Genomic DNA, 17,994 nt, shown 5'->3' with positions numbered 1-17,994 from the left:
ATCGTGGGCAGTTTGATGGAAATCGGCTGCGGAAATCAGCCGGAAGACTGGATGGCGACACTGCTGGCGGCGAAAGATCGCACGCTGGCGGCGGCGACAGCCAGAGCGGAAGGACTCTATTTAGTGGCGGTGGTTTCCCCGTCGCTTTTTGCTCTCCCCGAACCGCCGATGGGACCCTTGTTCCTGGCGGATTAACTTAGCAGGTCATTGTCAGAGAGGCGTTATGGAGTTCGTCCACTTTTTGGTTGATTTTATTTTGCATATTGATGTGCATCTGGCCGAGCTGGTTGCGCAGTACGGCATCTGGATTTACGCCATTCTGTTCCTGATCCTGTTTTGCGAAACGGGCCTGGTGGTCACGCCTTTCCTGCCTGGCGACTCGCTGCTGTTTGTCGCGGGCGCGCTGGCGGCGCTGCCCGGCAACGATCTCAATATCCATCTGATGGCGGCGCTGCTGGTTGTCGCGGCGGTGCTGGGCGATGCGGTGAACTACACTATTGGCCGCCTGTTCGGCGAGCGGTTGTTCAGCAATCCCAACTCGCGCATTTTCCGCCGCAGCTATCTTGATAAAACCCATGCCTTTTACGATCGCCACGGCGGAAAAACCATTATCCTGGCGCGTTTCGTGCCGATAGTGCGTACCTTTGCGCCTTTCGTTGCGGGCATGGGCCATATGTCTTACCGCCACTTTGCGCTGTTTAACGTCGCCGGCGCGCTGGCGTGGGTGCTGCTGTTCTCCTACGCCGGTTATCTGTTCGGCGACCTGCCGGTGGTGCAGGACAACCTTAAATTACTGATTGTCGGCATTATTGTAGTGTCAGTATTGCCTGGCGTGATTGAGGTCTGGCGTCACCGTCGTCAGGCGAAGCAATAAAAAAATAGCCGTAACAGGTTCGGTCGCGTCGCGGTTAGACCAGATTTTTATCCACAGTCTGAAACGGTTGTGGTTTAATGAGCGACATTTCATGTCTGCTGAAGCGGTTTTCAGCGGCAAATAAGATGACTGGACCAGGTCAGAGTTAAATAAAAAGGTCTTCAATGAGCTGGATTGAACGCATTCTTAATAAAAGCAACGTTACGCCTGCACGCCGCGCCAGTATCCCGGAAGGGGTCTGGACCAAGTGTGACAGCTGCGGTCAGGTTCTGTACCGCGCCGAGCTGGAGCGTAATCTTGAGGTCTGCCCGAAGTGCGACCATCACATGCGCATGCACGCCCGCGAGCGCCTCAACAGCCTGCTCGATCAGGGCACGCAGACTGAGCTGGGCAGCGAGCTGGAGCCGAAGGACATCCTGAAGTTCCGCGATTCCAAAAAGTATAAGGATCGCCTTGTCGCGGCGCAGAAAGCCACCGACGAGAAAGACGCGCTGATTGTGATGAAAGGCCAGCTGCACGGCATGCCGGTCGTGGCGGCCGCGTTTGAGTTCGCTTTTATGGGCGGTTCAATGGGTTCCGTGGTGGGCGCGCGTTTTGTACGCGCCGTTGAGCAGGCGCTGGAAGATAACTGCCCGCTGATTTGCTTCTCCGCCAGCGGCGGAGCGCGTATGCAGGAAGCGCTGATGTCGCTGATGCAGATGGCGAAAACCAGCGCCGCGCTGGCCAAAATGCAGGAGCGTGGTCTGCCTTACATTTCCGTGCTGACCGATCCGACTATGGGCGGCGTGTCGGCCAGTTTCGCGATGCTGGGCGATCTGAACGTGGCTGAACCCAAGGCGCTGATCGGCTTTGCCGGCCCGCGCGTCATTGAGCAGACCGTGCGTGAAAAACTGCCGCCGGGCTTCCAGCGCAGTGAGTTCCTGATCGAGAAGGGCGCGATCGATATGATCATTCGCCGCCCGGAAATGCGCTATAAACTGGCAAGCCTGCTGGCGAAGATGATGAATCTTCCCGCACCGCTGCATGATGGCGAACAGACCGCACCCGCGGACGAGCCGGAAAGCAACGAGGCCTGACAGGAGAGAGAGGCGCGCGCGCCGCGCCTTTCACCAATGCACCGTCGAACCGGCTGAACCGGGTCAAAATCTGTTAAACGGGACATATGGACACTCTTCACCTTCCTCAAGCCACGTCGCCTTTGGCCACGTGGCTTTATTATCTTGAGCATCTGCATTCGCAGACCATCGAACTGGGGCTGGATCGCATTCGCTGCGTGGCGCAGCGCCTCGACCTGCTAAAACCCGCGCCTTTTGTCTTTACCGTCGCCGGAACGAACGGCAAGGGCACCACCTGTCGAACGCTGGAGACGCTGCTGATGGCGGCGGGCTACCGCGTGGGCGTCTATAGCTCGCCGCATCTGGTGCGCTATACCGAGCGGGTACGCGTGCAGGGTCAGGAACTGGACGCCTCGCTGCACAGCGCCAGTTTTGCGAAAATTGAAGCCGGTCGCGGCGACGTTTCGCTGACCTATTTCGAGTTTGGCACGCTCTCTGCCCTTAACCTGTTTCAGCAGGCGCAGCTGGACGTGGCCATCCTTGAGGTCGGACTGGGCGGCCGCCTGGACGCGACCAACATCGTTGACGCTGACGTCGCCGTCGTCACCAGCATTGCGCTGGACCATACCGACTGGCTTGGCCCGGATCGTGAAAGCATCGGCCGCGAAAAAGCGGGCGTGTTTCGCAGCGGTAAGCCTGCGGTGGTAGGCGAACCGGAGATGCCCGCCAGCATCGCCGCCGTCGCCGCAGAGAAAGGCGCGCGGCTGTTGCAGCGCGACCGCGACTGGCGTTACAGCCAGCAGGCGGAAAGCTGGGCGTTTCGCGACGCGCAGGGCGAGCTAAACGATCTGCCGCTGCCGCAGGTCCCGCTGCCGAACGCCGCGACGGCGCTGGCCGCGCTGCGCGCGTCCGGCCTGAACGTCAGCGAAGCGATTGTGCGGCAATACCTGCCGCTGGCGATTCTGCCGGGCCGTTTTCAGACGGTCAGCGAATCGCCGCGCGTTATCCTCGACGTGGCGCATAATCCGCACGCCGCCAGCTACCTGGCGTCACGGCTGGCGCAGCTGGCGAAAACCGGTCGCGTACATGCGGTCGTGGGCATGCTGCACGATAAAGATATTGCCGGGACGCTGGCGGCGCTGGCGCCGCAAATCGACCGCTGGTACTGCGCGCCGCTCGACGGCCCGCGCGGGGCGAGCGCCGATGAACTGATGGCGCATCTGCCCACGGACGCCGCAGAGGCCTTTACTGACGTGGCCCACGCCTGGCAGGCCGCGCGTCAGCAGGCTGCGGCGCAGGACATTGTGCTGGTGTGCGGCTCTTTCCACACGGTGGCGCAGGTCATGGAGTTGACAGAAACGGAGAAAGGTCGTGGCGAGTAAGTTTCAGAACCGTCTGGTCGGCACCATTATCCTGGTGGCGGTCGGCGTGATTGTGCTGCCGGGCCTGCTGGACGGCAAAAAGAAGCACTATAAAGAAGAGTTCGCGGCGATACCGCTGGTGCCGAAGCCTGACGATCAGCAGGACAGCGAGATGGTGCCGCCGGTGACGCAGCCGCTGCCTTCTCAGCCGCCGCAGGGCGCAGGCAACGCAGTCAGCAGCGGCAACCGCGCCGCCAGCGATAATATAGCCGAGCAGGGCAGCGCCACGCCGCAGAGCAACAGCGAACCGAGCGTGGTCACGCCGCCGCCTGTGCATCAGAGCGAAGCGGCAAAGCCGCGCCAGGTCGAGCAGCCTAAGCCGAAACCGGTGGAACAGCCGAAGGCGAAACCGGTCGAGCAGCCAAAACCGCAGCCGAAGCCGGTAGAAACGAAGCCGGCGGAGACGAAGCAGAGCGAGCCGGCGAAAACCACTGAAGCGCCGAAGGCGGCAGAGCAGAGCGCGCCAGCCGGTCAGGCTTACGTTGTGCAGCTCGGCGCGTTAAAGAACGCGGCGAAGGTCAATGAAATTGTGGCCAAACTGCGCCTGTCGGGCTATCGCGCCTTTACCGTGCCCTCTACGCCGGTTCAGGGGCAGATTACCCGCGTCTATGTAGGTCCGGATGCGTCAAAAGCGAAGCTGCAAAGTTCGCTTTCAGAGCTGCAAAGCGTCTCCGGCCTGGGCGGCGTCGTGAAGCCTTATAGCGCGCGTTAACGCATCGATTGGCGCTGCCGATTGCATAAAAAGGCAGCGCCGCACGGAGTGCTAACGCGACGCGCGAAAATTTAATCTGTTTAAATTCAACGGCTTCATCGGTTGAATACCCGTCGGGCGAGGAAAGTTTTTTTCATCGCCCTTTTTATGGAAAGCGAAAAGGAAAACCGCTACGCAAACGTTTTCTTTTTCTGTTAGAATGCGCCCCGAACTGGATGCAGGGGTGCAGACGCACTGGCGCTGGAAGAGTTCATGATCTGGATTGATTACGTCATTATTGCGGTAGTTGGTTTTTCGGCTCTGGTCAGCCTGATTCGAGGGTTTGTCCGCGAAGCCTTATCTCTCGTTACCTGGGGATGCGCGTTTTTTGTCGCCAGTCACTACTACGCCTACCTTGCAGTCTGGTTTACAGGTTTTGACGACGAACTGGTGCGTAACGGCATCGCCATCGCGGTGCTGTTCGTCGCGACGCTGATTGTCGGCGCGATAGTCAACTATGTGATCGGCTCGCTGGTTGAAAAGACCGGCCTGTCGGGAACCGACAGGGTGTTGGGGGTCTGTTTCGGGGCGTTGCGTGGCGTGCTGATCGTCAGTGCGATACTTTTTTTCCTCGACACATTCACCGGCTTTTCCAAAAGTCCGGACTGGCAGCAGTCCCAGCTCATTCCCCAGTTCAGTTATATAATCAGATGGTTTTTTGACTACCTGAAAAGCACGTCGAGTTTTTTACCCCGGTGACACCATCGGGAGTGCGGCTAATGAGGAAATGACAACATGTGCGGTATTGTTGGGATCACCGGGTTTATGCCGGTCAACCAGTCGATCTATGATGCGTTAACGGTGCTTCAGCACCGCGGGCAGGATGCCGCAGGCATTTGTACTATCGATGCGCTGAATTGCTTCCGCCTGCGTAAGGCAAACGGTCTCGTCAGCGATGTCTTCGAAGCTCGCCACATGCAGCGTTTGCAGGGCAATATGGGGATCGGCCACGTTCGCTACCCGACCGCAGGCAGCTCCAGCGCCTCTGAAGCGCAGCCGTTCTATGTTAACTCACCGTATGGTATTACGCTGGCGCATAACGGTAACCTGACCAACGCGCACGAGCTGCGCAAGCACCTGTTTGAAAAAGGCCGCCGCCACGTCAATACCACTTCCGATTCCGAGATCCTGCTGAATATCTTCGCGCAGGAGCTGGACCGTTTCCCCAATGACCCGCTGGAAGCAGACAACATTTTCGCTGCGGTCGCGGCGGTGCATCAGCATGTCCGCGGCGCCTACGCTGTGGTCGCCATGATCATTGGTCACGGCATGGTCGCCTTCCGCGATCCCAACGGTATTCGTCCGCTGGTGCTGGGTAAGCGCGTGCTGCCGGACAGCCGCGTGGAGTACATGGTCGCCTCCGAGAGCGTGGCGCTGGACACGCTGGGCTTCGAATTTCTGCGCGACGTCGCGCCGGGCGAGGGCGTTTATGTCACCGAGCAGGGGCAGCTATTTACCCGCCAGTGCGCGGAGAACCCCAAAAGCAATCCCTGCCTGTTTGAATACGTCTATTTTGCGCGTCCGGACTCGTTCCTCGACAAGATCTCGGTTTACAGCGCCCGCGTGCGCATGGGCACTCGTCTGGGGGAGAAAATCGCCCGCGAGTGGGAAGATCTGGACATCGACGTGGTTATCCCGATTCCGGAAACCTCTACCGACATCGCGCTGGAGATTGCGCGCATTCTTAACAAACCCTATCGCCAGGGCTTTGTGAAAAACCGCTATGTCGGCCGCACCTTTATTATGCCCGGCCAGCAGCTGCGCCGCAGCGCCGTGCGCCGCAAGCTCAACGCCAACCGCGCCGAGTTTCGCGACAAGAATGTGCTGCTGGTGGATGACTCTATCGTCCGCGGCACCACTTCCGAGCAGATTATCGAAATGGCGCGCGAAGCGGGAGCCAAACGCGTTTACCTGGCGTCCGCCGCGCCGGAGATTCGTTTCCCGAACGTCTACGGTATCGATATGCCGAGCGCTACCGAGCTGATCGCGCACGGCCGCGAAGTAGACGAAATCTGTCAGCTGATTAAAGCTGACGCGCTGATTTTCCAGGATCTCAACGACCTGATCGAAGCGGTGCGCGAAGAGAACCCGGATATTGCTCAGTTTGAGTGTTCGGTGTTTAACGGCGTCTACGTGACAAAAGATGTCGATCAGCAGTATCTGGAATACCTCCAGTCGCTGCGCAACGACGACGCCAAGGCGATCCAGCGTCAGAATGAAGTCGAGAATCTCGAACTGCATAACGAAGGCTAAGCGCGTTTTCAGCTATGATAAAAGCACCACGGGGCGGAGAAATCCGCCCCGTTTGTTTTCGTAGCGGGCAACGCGTTATCATTAAGCCTTACTGAACAGGCAAGGAAGGGGTATGAAACGACTCATCATTGGCATCTCCGGCGCAAGCGGCGCGATTTACGGCGTACGGCTGCTCCAGGTGCTGCAACAGGTCAGCGAGGTGGAAACCCATCTGGTGATGAGTCCGGCGGCGCGACAGACCCTGAGCCTGGAGACCGACTACTCGCTGCGCAACGTGCAGGCGCTGGCGGATGTGGTGCATGACGTGCGCGATATTGCCGCCAGTATCTCGTCCGGCTCGTTTAAAACCCTGGGCATGGCGATCCTGCCGTGCTCGATGAAAACCCTCTCCGGTATTGTGCACAGCTACAGCGACAGCCTGCTGACGCGCGCGGCCGACGTGGTGCTGAAAGAGCAGCGCAAACTGGTGCTGGGCGTGCGTGAAACGCCGCTACATATTGGTCATCTGCGGATGATGACCACGGCAGCCGAGCTGGGCGCGGTGATTATGCCGCCCGTACCCGCGTTCTATCACCGTCCCCAGTCTATTATGGAGCTGGTTGATCAAACGGTTAACCGGGTTATCGACCAGTTTGATATCACTCTGCCGCAGGATCTTTTCACGCGCTGGAATGGTGCATAGCGCCGGAAATTTGCACTAAAAGCGGGCAAATGCGCGCTGGCGATCACTCTTCGTGCATTTCATGCACCAAAAGTTAACAGAGTCGCTTTTTCTCCTTTACATCACTGATATATTCCCCTCATCGACCCGGCAGAATGGCCTGACTGGCGCGCTGCCGGGCGCGCGAATGCCTTGCATTGCTGGCATGAAATGTGCAAGAAATAGATGGCTTAACAAGCGCAAACACATCACGCACCCATAACAAAAAGCACTTCACTGAGGGTAATCTATGAAAAAGCGAGTTCTGGCTCTTTCTCTTCTGCTGGGCCTGACCAGCGCCGCCAGCGTGTTCGCCGCGGTGCCGTCGTCAATTCGCATTGGTACTGACCCGACTTACCCGCCGTTTGAGTCGAAAAACGCGCAAGGACAGTTAGTCGGTTTCGACATCGATCTCGCTAACGAAATCTGTAAACGCATTAACGCGAAGTGCACCTATGTAGAAAGCGACTTTGACGCGCTGATCCCGTCGCTGAAGGCCAAGAAGATCGACACCATCATCTCTTCGCTCTCGATTACGGAAAAACGTCAGGAAGAGATCGCCTTCTCCGACAAGCTCTATGCGGCGAACGCGCGCCTGGTCGCTCCTAAAGGCTCGTCGATTCAGCCGACGATAGAGTCGCTGAAGGGGAAAAATATCGGCCTGTTGCAGGGCACCACCCAGGAAACCTACGCTAATCAGAACTGGCGTCCCAAAGGCGTTAACGTCACGCCTTACGCCAACCAGGATCTGGTTTATCAGGATCTGAACGCCGGCCGTATTGACGCCGCTTTCCAGGATGAAGTTCAGGCCAGCGAAGGCTTTCTTAAGCAGCCAATCGGCAAGAACTACGCTTTCGCCGGCCCGGCAGTGAAAGACGACAAAATTTTTGGCGTCGGCACGGGGATGGGGCTGCGCAAAGAGGACAGCGAGCTGAAAGCGGCGATCGATAAAGCCTTTGAAGCGATGCGCAAAGATGGCACTTACGATAAGATTGCGAAAAAGTATTTTGATTTCAATGTGTACGGTGACTAACCCTGTCGACCTTTACCTGATGGTGACTGCCTGAACCGATCAGGTCTGTCCGCTGCTTCGTCAGCGGACAGGACATTGATTTTCTCTCCACGACAGGATCGATTAAATGTTGTACGGCTATTCCGAGGTTATCCTCAAAGGCACCCTGGTAACGCTGGAGCTGGCGCTCAGCTCGGTATTGCTGGCGGTGGTGCTCGGCCTGATTGGCGCGGGCGCAAAACTTTCCCGCAGCCGCGTGCTGGCGATGGTGGCCGAAGGCTATACCACGCTTATTCGCGGCGTGCCCGATCTGGTGCTGATGCTGCTGATCTTTTACGGTTTGCAGATCGCCCTTAACGCATTGACCGACGCGATGGGCATGGCCCAGTTCGATATCGACCCGATGGTGGCCGGTATTATCACGCTCGGTTTTATCTATGGCGCCTACTTTACCGAAACCTTTCGCGGCGCGTTTCTCGCCGTGCCGAAAGGGCAGATTGAAGCCGCCACCGCGTTCGGGTTTACCGGTTCGCAGGTGTTTCGCCGCATTCTGTTCCCCGGCATGATGCGTTACGCGCTGCCCGGCATCGGCAACAACTGGCAGGTAGTCCTGAAGGCGACGGCGCTGGTGTCGCTGCTGGGACTGGAAGATGTGGTGAAAGCCACGCAGCTGGCGGGTAAAAGCACCTGGCAGCCTTTCTACTTCGCCATTGTCGCCGGCGCGATCTATTTAATCTTTACCACGCTCTCTAACGGCGTGCTGTGGTGGCTGAATCGCCGCTACTCGGTGGGTGTAAAAAGGGCAGAGCTATGATCGATATTATTCAGGAGTACTGGAAATCCCTGCTCTGGACCGACGGCTATCGCTTTACCGGCGTGGCGATCACGCTGTGGCTGCTGATCCTGTCCGTCGTCATCGGCGGCTGTCTGGCAGTGCTGCTGGCCATTGCGCGCGTGTCGCCCAACCGGTTCGTCAGCACGCCGGTCTGGCTGTTTACCTATGTGTTTCGCGGTACGCCGCTCTACGTACAGCTGCTGGTGTTCTACTCCGGCATGTATACGCTGGAGGTGGTGAAAGGGTCTGAATTGCTCAACGCCTTTTTCCGCAGCGGCCTGAACTGTACGCTGCTGGCGTTTACCCTCAATACCTGCGCCTACACCACCGAAATCTTTGCCGGGGCCATTCGCGCCGTGCCGCACGGAGAGATTGAGGCGGCGCGCGCCTATGGCTTTTCTACCTTTAAGCTCTACCGCTGTATTATCCTGCCGTCTGCGCTGCGTACCGCGCTGCCTGCCTACAGCAACGAAGTGATTCTGATGCTGCACTCGACGGCGCTGGCCTTTACCGCCACGGTGCCGGATCTGCTGAAGATTGCCCGCGATATTAACTCGGCGACCTATCAGCCGTTTACCGCGTTCGGCATTGCGGCGGTGCTCTATCTGATTATCTCTTATGTGCTGATTAGCCTGTTCCGTCTGGCGGAGCGCCGCTTTCTCGCACACATCAAACCTTCGTCATCGCATTGAGTAGAACTATGGCTGAAAACAAATTAAGCGTGACCGAACTGCACAAGCGTTACGGTGACCATGAAGTATTAAAAGGCGTTTCTTTGCAGGCCGATGCGGGCGACGTAATCAGTATCATTGGCTCGTCGGGTTCAGGGAAGAGTACCTTCCTGCGCTGCATTAACTTCCTGGAGAAGCCGAGCGAAGGCACCATCTCCGTGACTAATGAGCCAATTACGCTGGTGCGCGACACCGATGGACAGCTAAAAGTCGCCAACAAAGAGCAGCTGCGTTCGCTGCGTACCCGCCTGACTATGGTGTTTCAGCACTTCAATCTGTGGAGTCATATGACGGTGCTGGAGAATGTCATGGAAGCGCCGATTCAGGTACTGGGGCTGAGCAAGGCAGAGGCGCGCGACCGCGCCATTAACTACCTCAATAAAGTGGGTATCGACGAACGCGCGCAGGCGAAATATCCGGTGCACCTTTCTGGCGGTCAGCAGCAGCGCGTCTCTATTGCTCGCGCGCTGGCGATGGAGCCGGAAGTCTTGCTGTTCGACGAACCTACCTCGGCGCTCGATCCAGAGCTGGTGGGGGAAGTGCTGCGCATTATGCAGAAGCTGGCGGAAGAGGGAAAAACCATGGTGGTGGTGACGCATGAGATGGAGTTCGCGCGCCACGTCTCCAGTCATGTGATCTTTCTGCACCAGGGCAAAATTGAAGAAGAAGGGCCGCCGGACGAACTGTTCGGCAATCCCAAAAGCCCGCGTTTACAGCAATTCCTGAAGGGGTCGCTGAAGTAAAGGCGCTCTCCGCCGCAGCGGCGGAGAGCGGGTAAAAGCCAGCCAGTGAATTTAGTGGCTGGTTTTTGCGATAACATCCTGTAACGCCTCCTGCAAATCATACCAGCGAAAACCAAAGCCAGACGCCTCCAGGCGTTTCGGCAGCACATGCTGTCCGCCCAGCACCAGCACGGCGGATTCGCCCATTATCATTTTGATGGCGCTGGCGGGCGTGCGCATAAAGGCCGGGCGGTGCATCACATGGCCGAGCGTGGCGGCGAACTGTTCGTTGCGCACCGCGTAAGGCGACACCATATTAAAGGGGCCGTGCAGGTCGTCGTTGTCCAGCAGCCAGATAATGGCATTGATCATATCGTCAATATGAATCCACGGCAGATACTGCTTGCCGCTGCCGATCGGCCCGCCGACGCCCAGTTTAAACGGCAGCTTCATTTTGCCTAGCGCGCCGCCTTCGCTGGCCAGCACCACGCCGGTTCGCAGCAGGCAGACGCGGGTGCGATCGCTCTGCGCGTTGAGCGCCAGCTGTTCCCAGCGCGCGCAGAGCTGATGGGTAAACTCATCCTGTCCCTTATCTTCTTCCGTCAGCACCAGCTCGCCGGTGTCACCGTAGTAGCCCGTGGCCGAGCCGGAAATCAGTACGCGCGGCGGATGCTGGCTGGCGTTAATCAGCGAGGCGATGCGCTCGGTGATCTGCCAGCGGCTTTCGCACAGCCGCTGTTTTTGCTGCTCGGTCCAGCGTTTGTCGGCGATAGGTTCGCCTGCCAGATTAATCACGGCGTCGACGCCGTCGAGGTTCTGCTGCTGTGCCAGACCTGACCACAGCGCGACGCGCGCGTCGAGTTTTTCTCGCGCGGCGGCGACGTCGCGTGTGACCACGCTAACCTGATGTCCGAGTAACAGCAGGCGGGGAATAAGATGGCGGCCGATAAGCCCGGTGCCGCCGGTAATGAGAATGTGCATGTTGCGTCTCCTTATCATTTTTTTGCTACGCACTGATTCAGCATAGAAGAAGAGCGCGTCTGCGCCGATGGGCTGCGTCGCGGTTTAAGAACATCGGACCAGCCTGGCGTTGCTTTGCTGAAAGGAAACCGGTAAAAATCAGGCAACCCTGATAAGCCAGTTGAGGTAGCAGATGAATTATCCGTCCATTACGCTGTGGTCTGATTCATCGTTTTTTAGTCCTTACGCCATGTCGGTTTACGTTGCGCTTACGGAAAAAGGAATACCTTTTACGCTGAAGCGCCTCGATCTTTCGCAGGAGCAGCAGTTCGCCAGCGACTATCGCGCGCTGTCGCTGACCTGCCGCGTTCCGTTGCTTCAGATTGATGACTGGATGCTGAACGAATCTTCCGCCATTGCCGAGTATCTGGAGGAGCGCTTTCCGGCGCCGGAATTTGAGCGTCTCTATCCGCGCGATCGCGAAAAGCGCGCGCGCGCGCGTGAGGTTCAGGCGTGGCTGCGCAGCGATCTGCTGCCGATCCGTCAGGAGCGCCCGACAGAAGTGCTGTTTGCCGGCGAACATTTTCCGCCGCTAACCCCGGCGGCGCAGCAGGCGGCAGAGAAGCTGGTTGCCGCCAGCCTGCGGCTGCTGCCGGATAATCAGCAGAATCTGTTTGGCGAGTGGTCTATTGCCGATACCGACCTGGCGGTGATGCTCAACCGTCTGGCGCTGCACGGCGACGCCTTGCCGGCTAAGCTGCGGGATTATGCTGAATTTCAGTGGCAGCGCGCCTCTGTGCAGCTCTGGCTGGCGGAAAGCGGCAAACAACGATAGGCGGCGCCGCTTGCTCAGGCGAGCGGAAGTGATTACCTTACAGCACACTATAACAACGACGTGGCAATCAGGCGCGTGTCGCACGGCACGCCAGAACAGATAAGGGTTTCCGGATGGTGGATCAAACCGCGGGCGACGGCATCGAGTGGGTCGATATCGTCAATGAAGAGAATGAAGTGATCGCGCAGGCAACGCGTGCGCAGATGCGGGCGCAGCGCATGCGCCATCGCGCGACCTATATCGTGGTGCATGACGGCGCAGGCAAGATTCTGGTGCAGCGCCGTACCGCAACGAAAGACTTCATGCCTGGCATGCTGGACGCTACCGCAGGCGGCGTAGTGCAGAGCGGCGAAGATCTGCTGGAGTCGGCGCGCCGCGAGGCGGAAGAGGAGCTGGGCATTGCCGATGTGCCTTTCGCTGAGCACGGCAAGTTCTACTTCGAAGATGAGCATGTCCGCGTCTGGGGCGGTCTGTTCAGCTGCGTTTATCACGGTCCGTTCGCCATGCAGGAAGAAGAGGTGGATGAAGTGTTCTGGATGACGCCCGATGAGATTACCGCGCGCTGCGATGAGTTTACCGATGATTCGCTAAAGGCGCTGTCGCTGTGGCTGACGCGCAACGGCGAGTCCTGAACAGTTCGCTACTAAAAACGCCCGCAGGGGCGTTTTTTTTTGCAGCCTGTAACGATCGCGCTTTTCAGGAGAGAAACGGTCGGTCAGGCAACGTCGGCGTGAACGCCTCTGTATAGCCCTGGCCGCCGCGCCTCTGGTATCCCTTTGTTCGCCATCCGCTTGTTAAGCATTGCGAGACCGTTCTAGTGCTCCGCCAGAATCGTCGCCAGCAGGTTTAGCGCCGCGCTGAACTGCGCGTCGGGGATGGTGAGCGGATAGAGGAAGCGGATAACATTGCCGTGCACGCCGCAGGTAAGCAGCAGCAAACCTCGCTCCAGCGCCTTACGCTGAATCGCGATCGCCGTCGCGGCGCAGGGCTGGCCCTGTTCGTTATGAAACTCCGCCGCCAGCATCGAGCCGCGTCCCCGGACTTCCGCCAGCGCGCGGCAGCCTGCGCCGAGCAGGGTTTCACGCAGCCGATCGCCGAGCAGCAGCGCGCGCTCGCACAGCTTCTCCTCGTCAATAATTTCCAGCACCGCGAGCGCGGCGGCGATAGCAGGCGGACTGCCCGCGTAGGTGCCGCCGAGTCCGCCAGGCTGCGGCGCATCCATGATCTCCGCGCGCCCGGATACCGCCGACAGCGGCATGCCGCCCGCCAGGCTTTTCGCCATCGTCACCATATCCGGCTGCGCGTCAGCAATATGATCGCTGGCAAACAGGGTGCCGGTGCGGGCGAAACCGCTCTGGATCTCATCGGCGATCAGTAAAATCCCGTGCTGGTCGCAAAGCTGACGCAGCGCCTGCACGAAGGCGGGCGGCGCGACGTAGAAGCCGCCTTCGCCCTGAATGGGTTCATAGATAATCGCCGCCACCTGCTGCGGGCTGATGTCGCTGCGGAACAGCGCGGCCAGGCTCTCCAGCGCATCGTCGACGCTGACGCCATGCAGCGCGTCCGGATAGCGGGCGTGATAAACCGGACTGGCGAAAGGACCGAAGCCGCTTTTGTAGGGGGCGACTTTCCCGGTAAGCGACAGCGTCATCAGCGTGCGGCCGTGAAAGGCGCCGGTAAAGGCGATAATGCCGGGGCGTCCGGTCGCGGCGCGCGCGATTTTTACCGCGTTCTCTACCGCTTCGGCGCCGGTGGTGAAAAAGGCCGTTTTCGCCGCGCCCGCAATCGGGACGCGCTTATTCAGCTGTTCCGCCAGCAGCAGGTAGCTCTCATAGGGGACGATCTGAAAGGCGGTATGGGTAAAGCAGTCGAGCTGCGCTTTCACCGCCTCAATGACTTTAGGGTGACGGTGGCCGGTATTCAGCACCGCGATACCCGCGCTAAAGTCGGTATATTCGCGCCCGTGGCTGTCCCAGAGCGTCGCGTTTTCCGCTTTAACCACCAGGAAGTCGCACAGAACGCCGACGCCGCGCGGCGTGGCGTTCAGGCGACGGGTATGAAGCTCGCTGTTGTGCATAACCCGACCTCGCTGATTTCACCGAAAGGAGATGGTTTCAGTGTTGGCGTGGCGGGCAAGATTCGCCAGTAGGGGCGGCGGTAAAAAAAAGAGCATGCGCGGGCATGCTCTTGTGGGTTGGGACGCTGGCGCGGACAGTACAAGGCAGAAGCCCGCTCTCCGCGCCTCAGGCTGCGTCGTTAGCCTTCCGCCTGCTGCGACTGAATCGCGGTCAGGGCGATAGTGTAGACGATGTCATCCACCAGCGCGCCGCGCGACAGGTCGTTAACCGGCTTACGCATACCTTGCAGCATCGGGCCGATAGAGATCAAATCGGCGGAGCGCTGTACGGCTTTGTAAGTGGTGTTGCCGGTATTGAGGTCCGGGAAGATAAAGACCGTGGCGCGACCCGCAACGGCGGAGTTCGGCGCTTTGGACTTCGCGACATCTTCCATAATCGCTGCGTCATACTGCAACGGACCGTCGATAACCAGATCCGGACGTTTTTCCTGCGCGATACGCGTGGCTTCCCGCACTTTTTCGACGTCGCTGCCCGCGCCGGAGTTGCCGGTCGAGTAAGAGATCATGGCGACGCGTGGTTCGATGCCAAAGGCCTGGGCGGAATCCGCTGACTGAATGGCGATCTCCGCCAGCTGCTCAGAGGTCGGGTCCGGGTTGATGGCGCAGTCGCCATACACCAGCACCTGCTCAGGCAGCAGCATAAAGAAGACCGAAGAGACCAGCGAGCTGTTCGGCGCGGTTTTGATCAGCTGTAGCGGCGGACGAATGGTATTGGCCGTGGTGTGCACCGCGCCGGAGACCAGTCCGTCGACTTCGCCTTTCTCCAGCATCATGGTGCCGAGCACCACGTTGTCTTCCAGCTGCTCCTGCGCCACTACTTCGGTCATGCCTTTGTTCTTGCGCAGCTCGACCAGGCGCGGCACGTAGTTGTTGCGCACCACTTCCGGATCGACGATTTCAATACCTTTGCCCAGTTCAACGCCCTGGGCGGCGGCCACGCGCTGGATCTCGTCGGGATTACCCAGCAGTACACAGGTGGCAATGCCGCGTTCGGCGCAGATGGCGGCGGCCTTGACGGTACGCGGCTCGTCGCCTTCCGGCAGAACGATGCGCTTGCCGGCTTTGCGCGCCAGCTCGGTCAGCTGATAGCGGAAGGCCGGCGGCGACAGGCGGCGGCTGCGCTCAGAAGCGGCCGTCAGAGATTCAACCCAGTCGGTGTTAATGTAGTTCGCGACGTACTCCTGCACTTTTTCCACGCGCTGGGTATCGTCGCTGGGGACTTCCAGATTGAAGCTTTGCAGGCTGAGCGAGGTTTGCCAGGTATTGGTTTTCACCATAAAGACCGGCAGGCCGGTCTGGAAAGCGCGTTCGCACAGTTTCGCAATACGGCTGTCGATCTCATAGCCGCCGGTGAGCAGAATGGCACCGATCTCAACGCCGTTCATCGCGGCGAGACAGGCGGCCACCAGCACGTCCGGGCGGTCCGCTGAGGTGACCAGCAGCGAGCCAGGGCGGAAGTGCTCCAGCATATGCGGCAGGCTGCGCGCGCAGAAGGTCACCGATTTGACGCGGCGCGTTGCCAGCTCGCCTTCATTGATGACCTGAGCATTCAGGTGGCGGCACATATCAACCGCGCGCGTGGCGATCAGATCAAAGCTCCAGGGCACGCAGCCTAAAACGGGCAGCGGGCTGTCGGCAAACAGCTGCTTCGGATCGATGTTCGCCACGCTGGCTTTGGTGGAGTCGTCGAAAATTTCTGACAAATCCGGGCGTGTGCGCCCCTGTTCATCAACCGGCGCGTTCAGTTTGTTGATAATAACGCCGGTGATGTTTTTGTTTTTGCTGCCGCCGAAGCTGCTTTGCGTCAGTTCGATACGCTCTTTCAGCTGGGCTGGCGAGTCATTGCCGAGCGCCATAACAAAAACGATTTCGGCGTTAAGCGTTTTCGCGATTTCGTAGTTGAGCGCGTTGGCAAACTGATGCTTACGGGTGGGCACCAGGCCTTCCACCAGCACCACTTCGGCATCTTTGGTATTTTCGTGGTAGCGGGCGATGATCTCTTCCATCAGGACGTCTTGCTGGTTAGCGCTCAGCAACGCCTCGACGCGCGACATTTTTAACGGGTCAGCGGCTGGGATAGAGGAGTTTTTACGGATAATCAGGGTGGTCTGATCGGGCGTATCGCCGCCGGCGCGCGGCTGCGCGATAGGTTTAAAGACGCTCAGACGAACGCCCTTGCGCTCCATGGCACGAATAACGCCGAGGCTGACGCTGGTCAGGCCGACGCTGGTGCCGGTAGGAATAAGCATAATAGTACGTGACACGTTTTAACCTCGCTTTAGGTAGTGTCAAAAACAACACCGTCAGCCTGGGCTGACGGTGAAGGGAACATCAGGCGGTGAGACGCGCCGCATCCTGAGCGATGACCAGCTCTTCATTGGTCGGAATAACAATTGCCGGGCGGGTGCCTTCTTTATTAATAAAGCCGGACTTGCCGAAGCGTGCCGCCAGGTTGCGCTCATGGTCAACCTCGAAGCCGAGCAGACCCAGTTTTTTCAGCGACAGTTCGCGCACCATCGCCGCGTTTTCGCCGATGCCGCCGGTAAAGATCACCGCGTCCAGGCGGCCTTCCATCATCGCGCTGTAGCTGCCGATGTATTTCGCCAGACGATGGCAGAATACATCCATGGCGCGCTTCGCGTCTTCTTTGGTCTCGTAATTTTCTTCGACATAGCGGCAGTCGCTGGTGACGTCGGTCAGGCCGAGCAGGCCCGATTCTTTGGTCAGCAGTTTGTTGATCGCGTCAACGCTCATGCCCAGGGTGTCATGCAGATAGAAGATAATGGCCGGATCGATGTCGCCGCTGCGGGTACCCATCACCAGACCTTCCAGCGGGGTCAGACCCATAGAGGTGTCGACGCATTTGCCGTTACGCACCGCCGCGACGGAGGCGCCGTTGCCGAGGTGACAGGTAATGATGTTCAGCTCGTCGACGGGCTTGTTAAGGATCTTCGCCGCCTCGTGCGTTACATAATAGTGGCTGGTGCCGTGCGCGCCGTAGCGACGAACGCCATGCTCTTTATAGAGTTTATAGGGCAGGGCATAGAGGTAAGACTCTTCCGGCATTGTCTGATGGAAAGCGGTGTCGAAAACCGCCACATTTTTATCGGACAGGTGCGGGAAGTTTTTCATCGCCTCTTCAATACCGATCAGATGCGCCGGATTGTGCAGCGGGGCGAAAGAGGCGTTATCTTTGATGCCCTGCACAACCGCGTCGGTAATCACCACTGATTCAGTCAGTTGCTCGCCGCCATGAACAATGCGATGACCAATTGCAGCAATTTGTGCCGAAAGCTCTGGTTTTTGTGCCAGAATAGTTTTAACAATGAAATTTAAGGCTTCGCTGTGTGCGGCGCCAGCGCCAAGAGGAGATTCCTGTTTTTCTCCGTCCAGTTTCCATTTAATGCGCGCTTCGGGAAGATGGAAGCATTCAGCCAGGCCGGAAAGGTATTCCTCTCCGCTGGCAGCATTCAGGATGGCGAACTTCAGTGAAGAGCTGCCGCAGTTCAGAACCAGTACTAACTTACTCGACATGGAAGTACCTATTTGTTAAAAGTGGCTAAAAATAAGGCAATCAGACTATCAGCGTAGCCCATGAAAGCGGGGAGATTAATCATAACCTCCTTGCGGTAGACAAAATGTTGCTTCTCCGCAAAAAAAATCAGTATTTTTACAAAAATTTTTGAAATTAACCGTCTGAAAGCGGGT

Annotated in this window: 17 protein-coding genes and 1 pseudogene; 14 read left to right on the top strand and 4 right to left on the bottom strand. The window is 58.5% G+C overall.

From position 1 onward, the window contains the following. The 12 genes and pseudogenes from truA to hisP all read left to right on the top strand — a co-directional run. Positions 1–195, top strand: a pseudogene (gene truA, locus BBB56_RS12580) (tRNA pseudouridine(38-40) synthase TruA); the annotation flags it as partial. A gap of 28 nt (positions 196–223) precedes the next feature. Next, entirely contained in the window at positions 224–874 is a 651-nt protein-coding gene (locus tag BBB56_RS12575) for a DedA family protein (protein ID WP_123801290.1), read from the top strand. Positions 875–1,038: 164 nt separating this feature from the next. Further along, positions 1,039–1,950 (top strand): acetyl-CoA carboxylase, carboxyltransferase subunit beta, encoded by a 912-nt coding sequence (gene accD / locus BBB56_RS12570; protein ID WP_123801289.1) that lies wholly within the window; start codon positions 1,039–1,041, stop codon positions 1,948–1,950. An 86-nt stretch (positions 1,951–2,036) separates the two neighbouring features. After that, positions 2,037–3,311: a bifunctional tetrahydrofolate synthase/dihydrofolate synthase gene (folC, locus tag BBB56_RS12565; protein ID WP_123801288.1), complete on the top strand. Its 1,275-nt coding sequence runs from the start codon at positions 2,037–2,039 to the stop codon at positions 3,309–3,311. Beyond that, positions 3,301–4,062, top strand: coding sequence for a cell division protein DedD (gene dedD, locus BBB56_RS12560; protein ID WP_123801287.1), 762 nt, complete (start codon positions 3,301–3,303; stop codon positions 4,060–4,062). The genes folC and dedD overlap by 11 nt, the downstream gene beginning before the upstream one ends. Positions 4,063–4,314: 252 nt before the next feature. Further along, positions 4,315–4,800, top strand: coding sequence for a colicin V production protein (cvpA, locus tag BBB56_RS12555; protein WP_021509181.1), 486 nt, complete (start codon positions 4,315–4,317; stop codon positions 4,798–4,800). Positions 4,801–4,836: 36 nt separating this feature from the next. Beyond that, positions 4,837–6,354: an amidophosphoribosyltransferase gene (gene purF, locus BBB56_RS12550; protein WP_123801286.1), complete on the top strand. Its 1,518-nt coding sequence runs from the start codon at positions 4,837–4,839 to the stop codon at positions 6,352–6,354. Between the two features lie 112 nt (positions 6,355–6,466). Beyond that, entirely contained in the window at positions 6,467–7,036 is a 570-nt protein-coding gene (locus BBB56_RS12545) for a UbiX family flavin prenyltransferase (RefSeq protein ID WP_123801285.1), read from the top strand. A gap of 268 nt (positions 7,037–7,304) precedes the next feature. Next, positions 7,305–8,087, top strand: a complete 783-nt coding sequence (gene argT, locus BBB56_RS12540; protein WP_123801284.1) for a lysine/arginine/ornithine ABC transporter substrate-binding protein ArgT — start codon at positions 7,305–7,307, stop codon at positions 8,085–8,087. A gap of 106 nt (positions 8,088–8,193) precedes the next feature. Beyond that, positions 8,194–8,880 (top strand): histidine ABC transporter permease HisQ, encoded by a 687-nt coding sequence (locus tag BBB56_RS12535; RefSeq protein ID WP_123801283.1) that lies wholly within the window; start codon positions 8,194–8,196, stop codon positions 8,878–8,880. Beyond that, a complete protein-coding gene (locus BBB56_RS12530) occupies positions 8,877–9,593 on the top strand; it encodes an ABC transporter permease (RefSeq protein WP_033750535.1) in 717 nt (238 codons plus the stop codon). Before BBB56_RS12535 ends, BBB56_RS12530 begins: the two co-directional genes overlap by 4 nt. Before the next feature lie 8 nt (positions 9,594–9,601). Then, complete coding sequence (gene hisP / locus BBB56_RS12525; protein WP_123801282.1) at positions 9,602–10,375, top strand: histidine ABC transporter ATP-binding protein HisP; 774 nt, start codon at positions 9,602–9,604, stop codon at positions 10,373–10,375. A gap of 51 nt (positions 10,376–10,426) precedes the next feature. Here the strand turns inward: hisP and BBB56_RS12520 are convergent, their stop codons facing one another. After that, positions 10,427–11,335, bottom strand: a complete 909-nt coding sequence (locus tag BBB56_RS12520; protein WP_123801281.1) for a TIGR01777 family oxidoreductase — start codon at positions 11,333–11,335, stop codon at positions 10,427–10,429. A gap of 172 nt (positions 11,336–11,507) precedes the next feature. On the opposite strand from BBB56_RS12520, the gene yfcF reads away from it, so the two are divergent. Together yfcF and yfcD are read left to right on the top strand one after the other, a co-directional pair. Further along, on the top strand, positions 11,508–12,149 hold the full coding sequence (gene yfcF / locus BBB56_RS12515) for a glutathione transferase (protein ID WP_123801280.1): 642 nt from the start codon (positions 11,508–11,510) through the stop codon (positions 12,147–12,149). A gap of 113 nt (positions 12,150–12,262) precedes the next feature. Further along, on the top strand, positions 12,263–12,781 hold the full coding sequence (gene yfcD, locus BBB56_RS12510; RefSeq protein ID WP_123801279.1) for an NUDIX hydrolase YfcD: 519 nt from the start codon (positions 12,263–12,265) through the stop codon (positions 12,779–12,781). Between the two features lie 182 nt (positions 12,782–12,963). On the opposite strand, the gene gabT is transcribed toward yfcD, so the two are convergent. The 3 genes from gabT to ackA form a co-directional block, all read right to left on the bottom strand. Beyond that, positions 12,964–14,226 carry a 4-aminobutyrate--2-oxoglutarate transaminase gene (gene gabT / locus BBB56_RS12505; RefSeq protein ID WP_123801278.1) on the bottom strand — a complete coding sequence of 421 codons (1,263 nt, stop codon included), beginning with the start codon at positions 14,224–14,226 and terminating at the stop codon, positions 12,964–12,966. Positions 14,227–14,405: 179 nt separating this feature from the next. Next, a complete protein-coding gene (gene pta, locus BBB56_RS12500) occupies positions 14,406–16,550 on the bottom strand; it encodes a phosphate acetyltransferase (RefSeq protein WP_123801277.1) in 2,145 nt (714 codons plus the stop codon). 67 nt (positions 16,551–16,617) lie between these two features. After that, positions 16,618–17,820, bottom strand: a complete 1,203-nt coding sequence (gene ackA, locus BBB56_RS12495) for an acetate kinase (RefSeq protein WP_123801276.1) — start codon at positions 17,818–17,820, stop codon at positions 16,618–16,620. Positions 17,821–17,994 lie beyond the last annotated feature (174 nt).

Source organism: Candidatus Pantoea deserta (assembly GCF_003813865.1).
GTDB classification, from domain to species: domain Bacteria; phylum Pseudomonadota; class Gammaproteobacteria; order Enterobacterales; family Enterobacteriaceae; genus Pantoea; species Pantoea deserta.
This window is presented reverse-complemented; position numbering and strand designations above follow the sequence as displayed.

Bases quoted from the DNA above. Each gene is read 5' to 3' on its own strand.
- BBB56_RS12575 (WP_123801290.1), top strand. From the start codon at position 224: ATGGAGTTCGTCCACTTTTTGGTTGATTTTATTTTGCATATTGATGTG.
- accD (WP_123801289.1), top strand. From the start codon at position 1,039: ATGAGCTGGATTGAACGCATTCTTAATAAAAGCAACGTTACGCCTGCA.
- folC (WP_123801288.1), top strand. From the start codon at position 2,037: ATGGACACTCTTCACCTTCCTCAAGCCACGTCGCCTTTGGCCACGTGG.
- cvpA (WP_021509181.1), top strand. From the start codon at position 4,315: ATGATCTGGATTGATTACGTCATTATTGCGGTAGTTGGTTTTTCGGCT.
- purF (WP_123801286.1), top strand. From the start codon at position 4,837: ATGTGCGGTATTGTTGGGATCACCGGGTTTATGCCGGTCAACCAGTCG.
- BBB56_RS12545 (WP_123801285.1), top strand. From the start codon at position 6,467: ATGAAACGACTCATCATTGGCATCTCCGGCGCAAGCGGCGCGATTTAC.
- argT (WP_123801284.1), top strand. From the start codon at position 7,305: ATGAAAAAGCGAGTTCTGGCTCTTTCTCTTCTGCTGGGCCTGACCAGC.
- BBB56_RS12535 (WP_123801283.1), top strand. From the start codon at position 8,194: ATGTTGTACGGCTATTCCGAGGTTATCCTCAAAGGCACCCTGGTAACG.
- BBB56_RS12530 (WP_033750535.1), top strand. From the start codon at position 8,877: ATGATCGATATTATTCAGGAGTACTGGAAATCCCTGCTCTGGACCGAC.
- hisP (WP_123801282.1), top strand. From the start codon at position 9,602: ATGGCTGAAAACAAATTAAGCGTGACCGAACTGCACAAGCGTTACGGT.
- BBB56_RS12520 (WP_123801281.1), bottom strand. From the start codon at position 11,335: ATGCACATTCTCATTACCGGCGGCACCGGGCTTATCGGCCGCCATCTT.
- yfcF (WP_123801280.1), top strand. From the start codon at position 11,508: ATGAATTATCCGTCCATTACGCTGTGGTCTGATTCATCGTTTTTTAGT.
- yfcD (WP_123801279.1), top strand. From the start codon at position 12,263: ATGGTGGATCAAACCGCGGGCGACGGCATCGAGTGGGTCGATATCGTC.
- gabT (WP_123801278.1), bottom strand. From the start codon at position 14,226: ATGCACAACAGCGAGCTTCATACCCGTCGCCTGAACGCCACGCCGCGC.
- ackA (WP_123801276.1), bottom strand. From the start codon at position 17,820: ATGTCGAGTAAGTTAGTACTGGTTCTGAACTGCGGCAGCTCTTCACTG.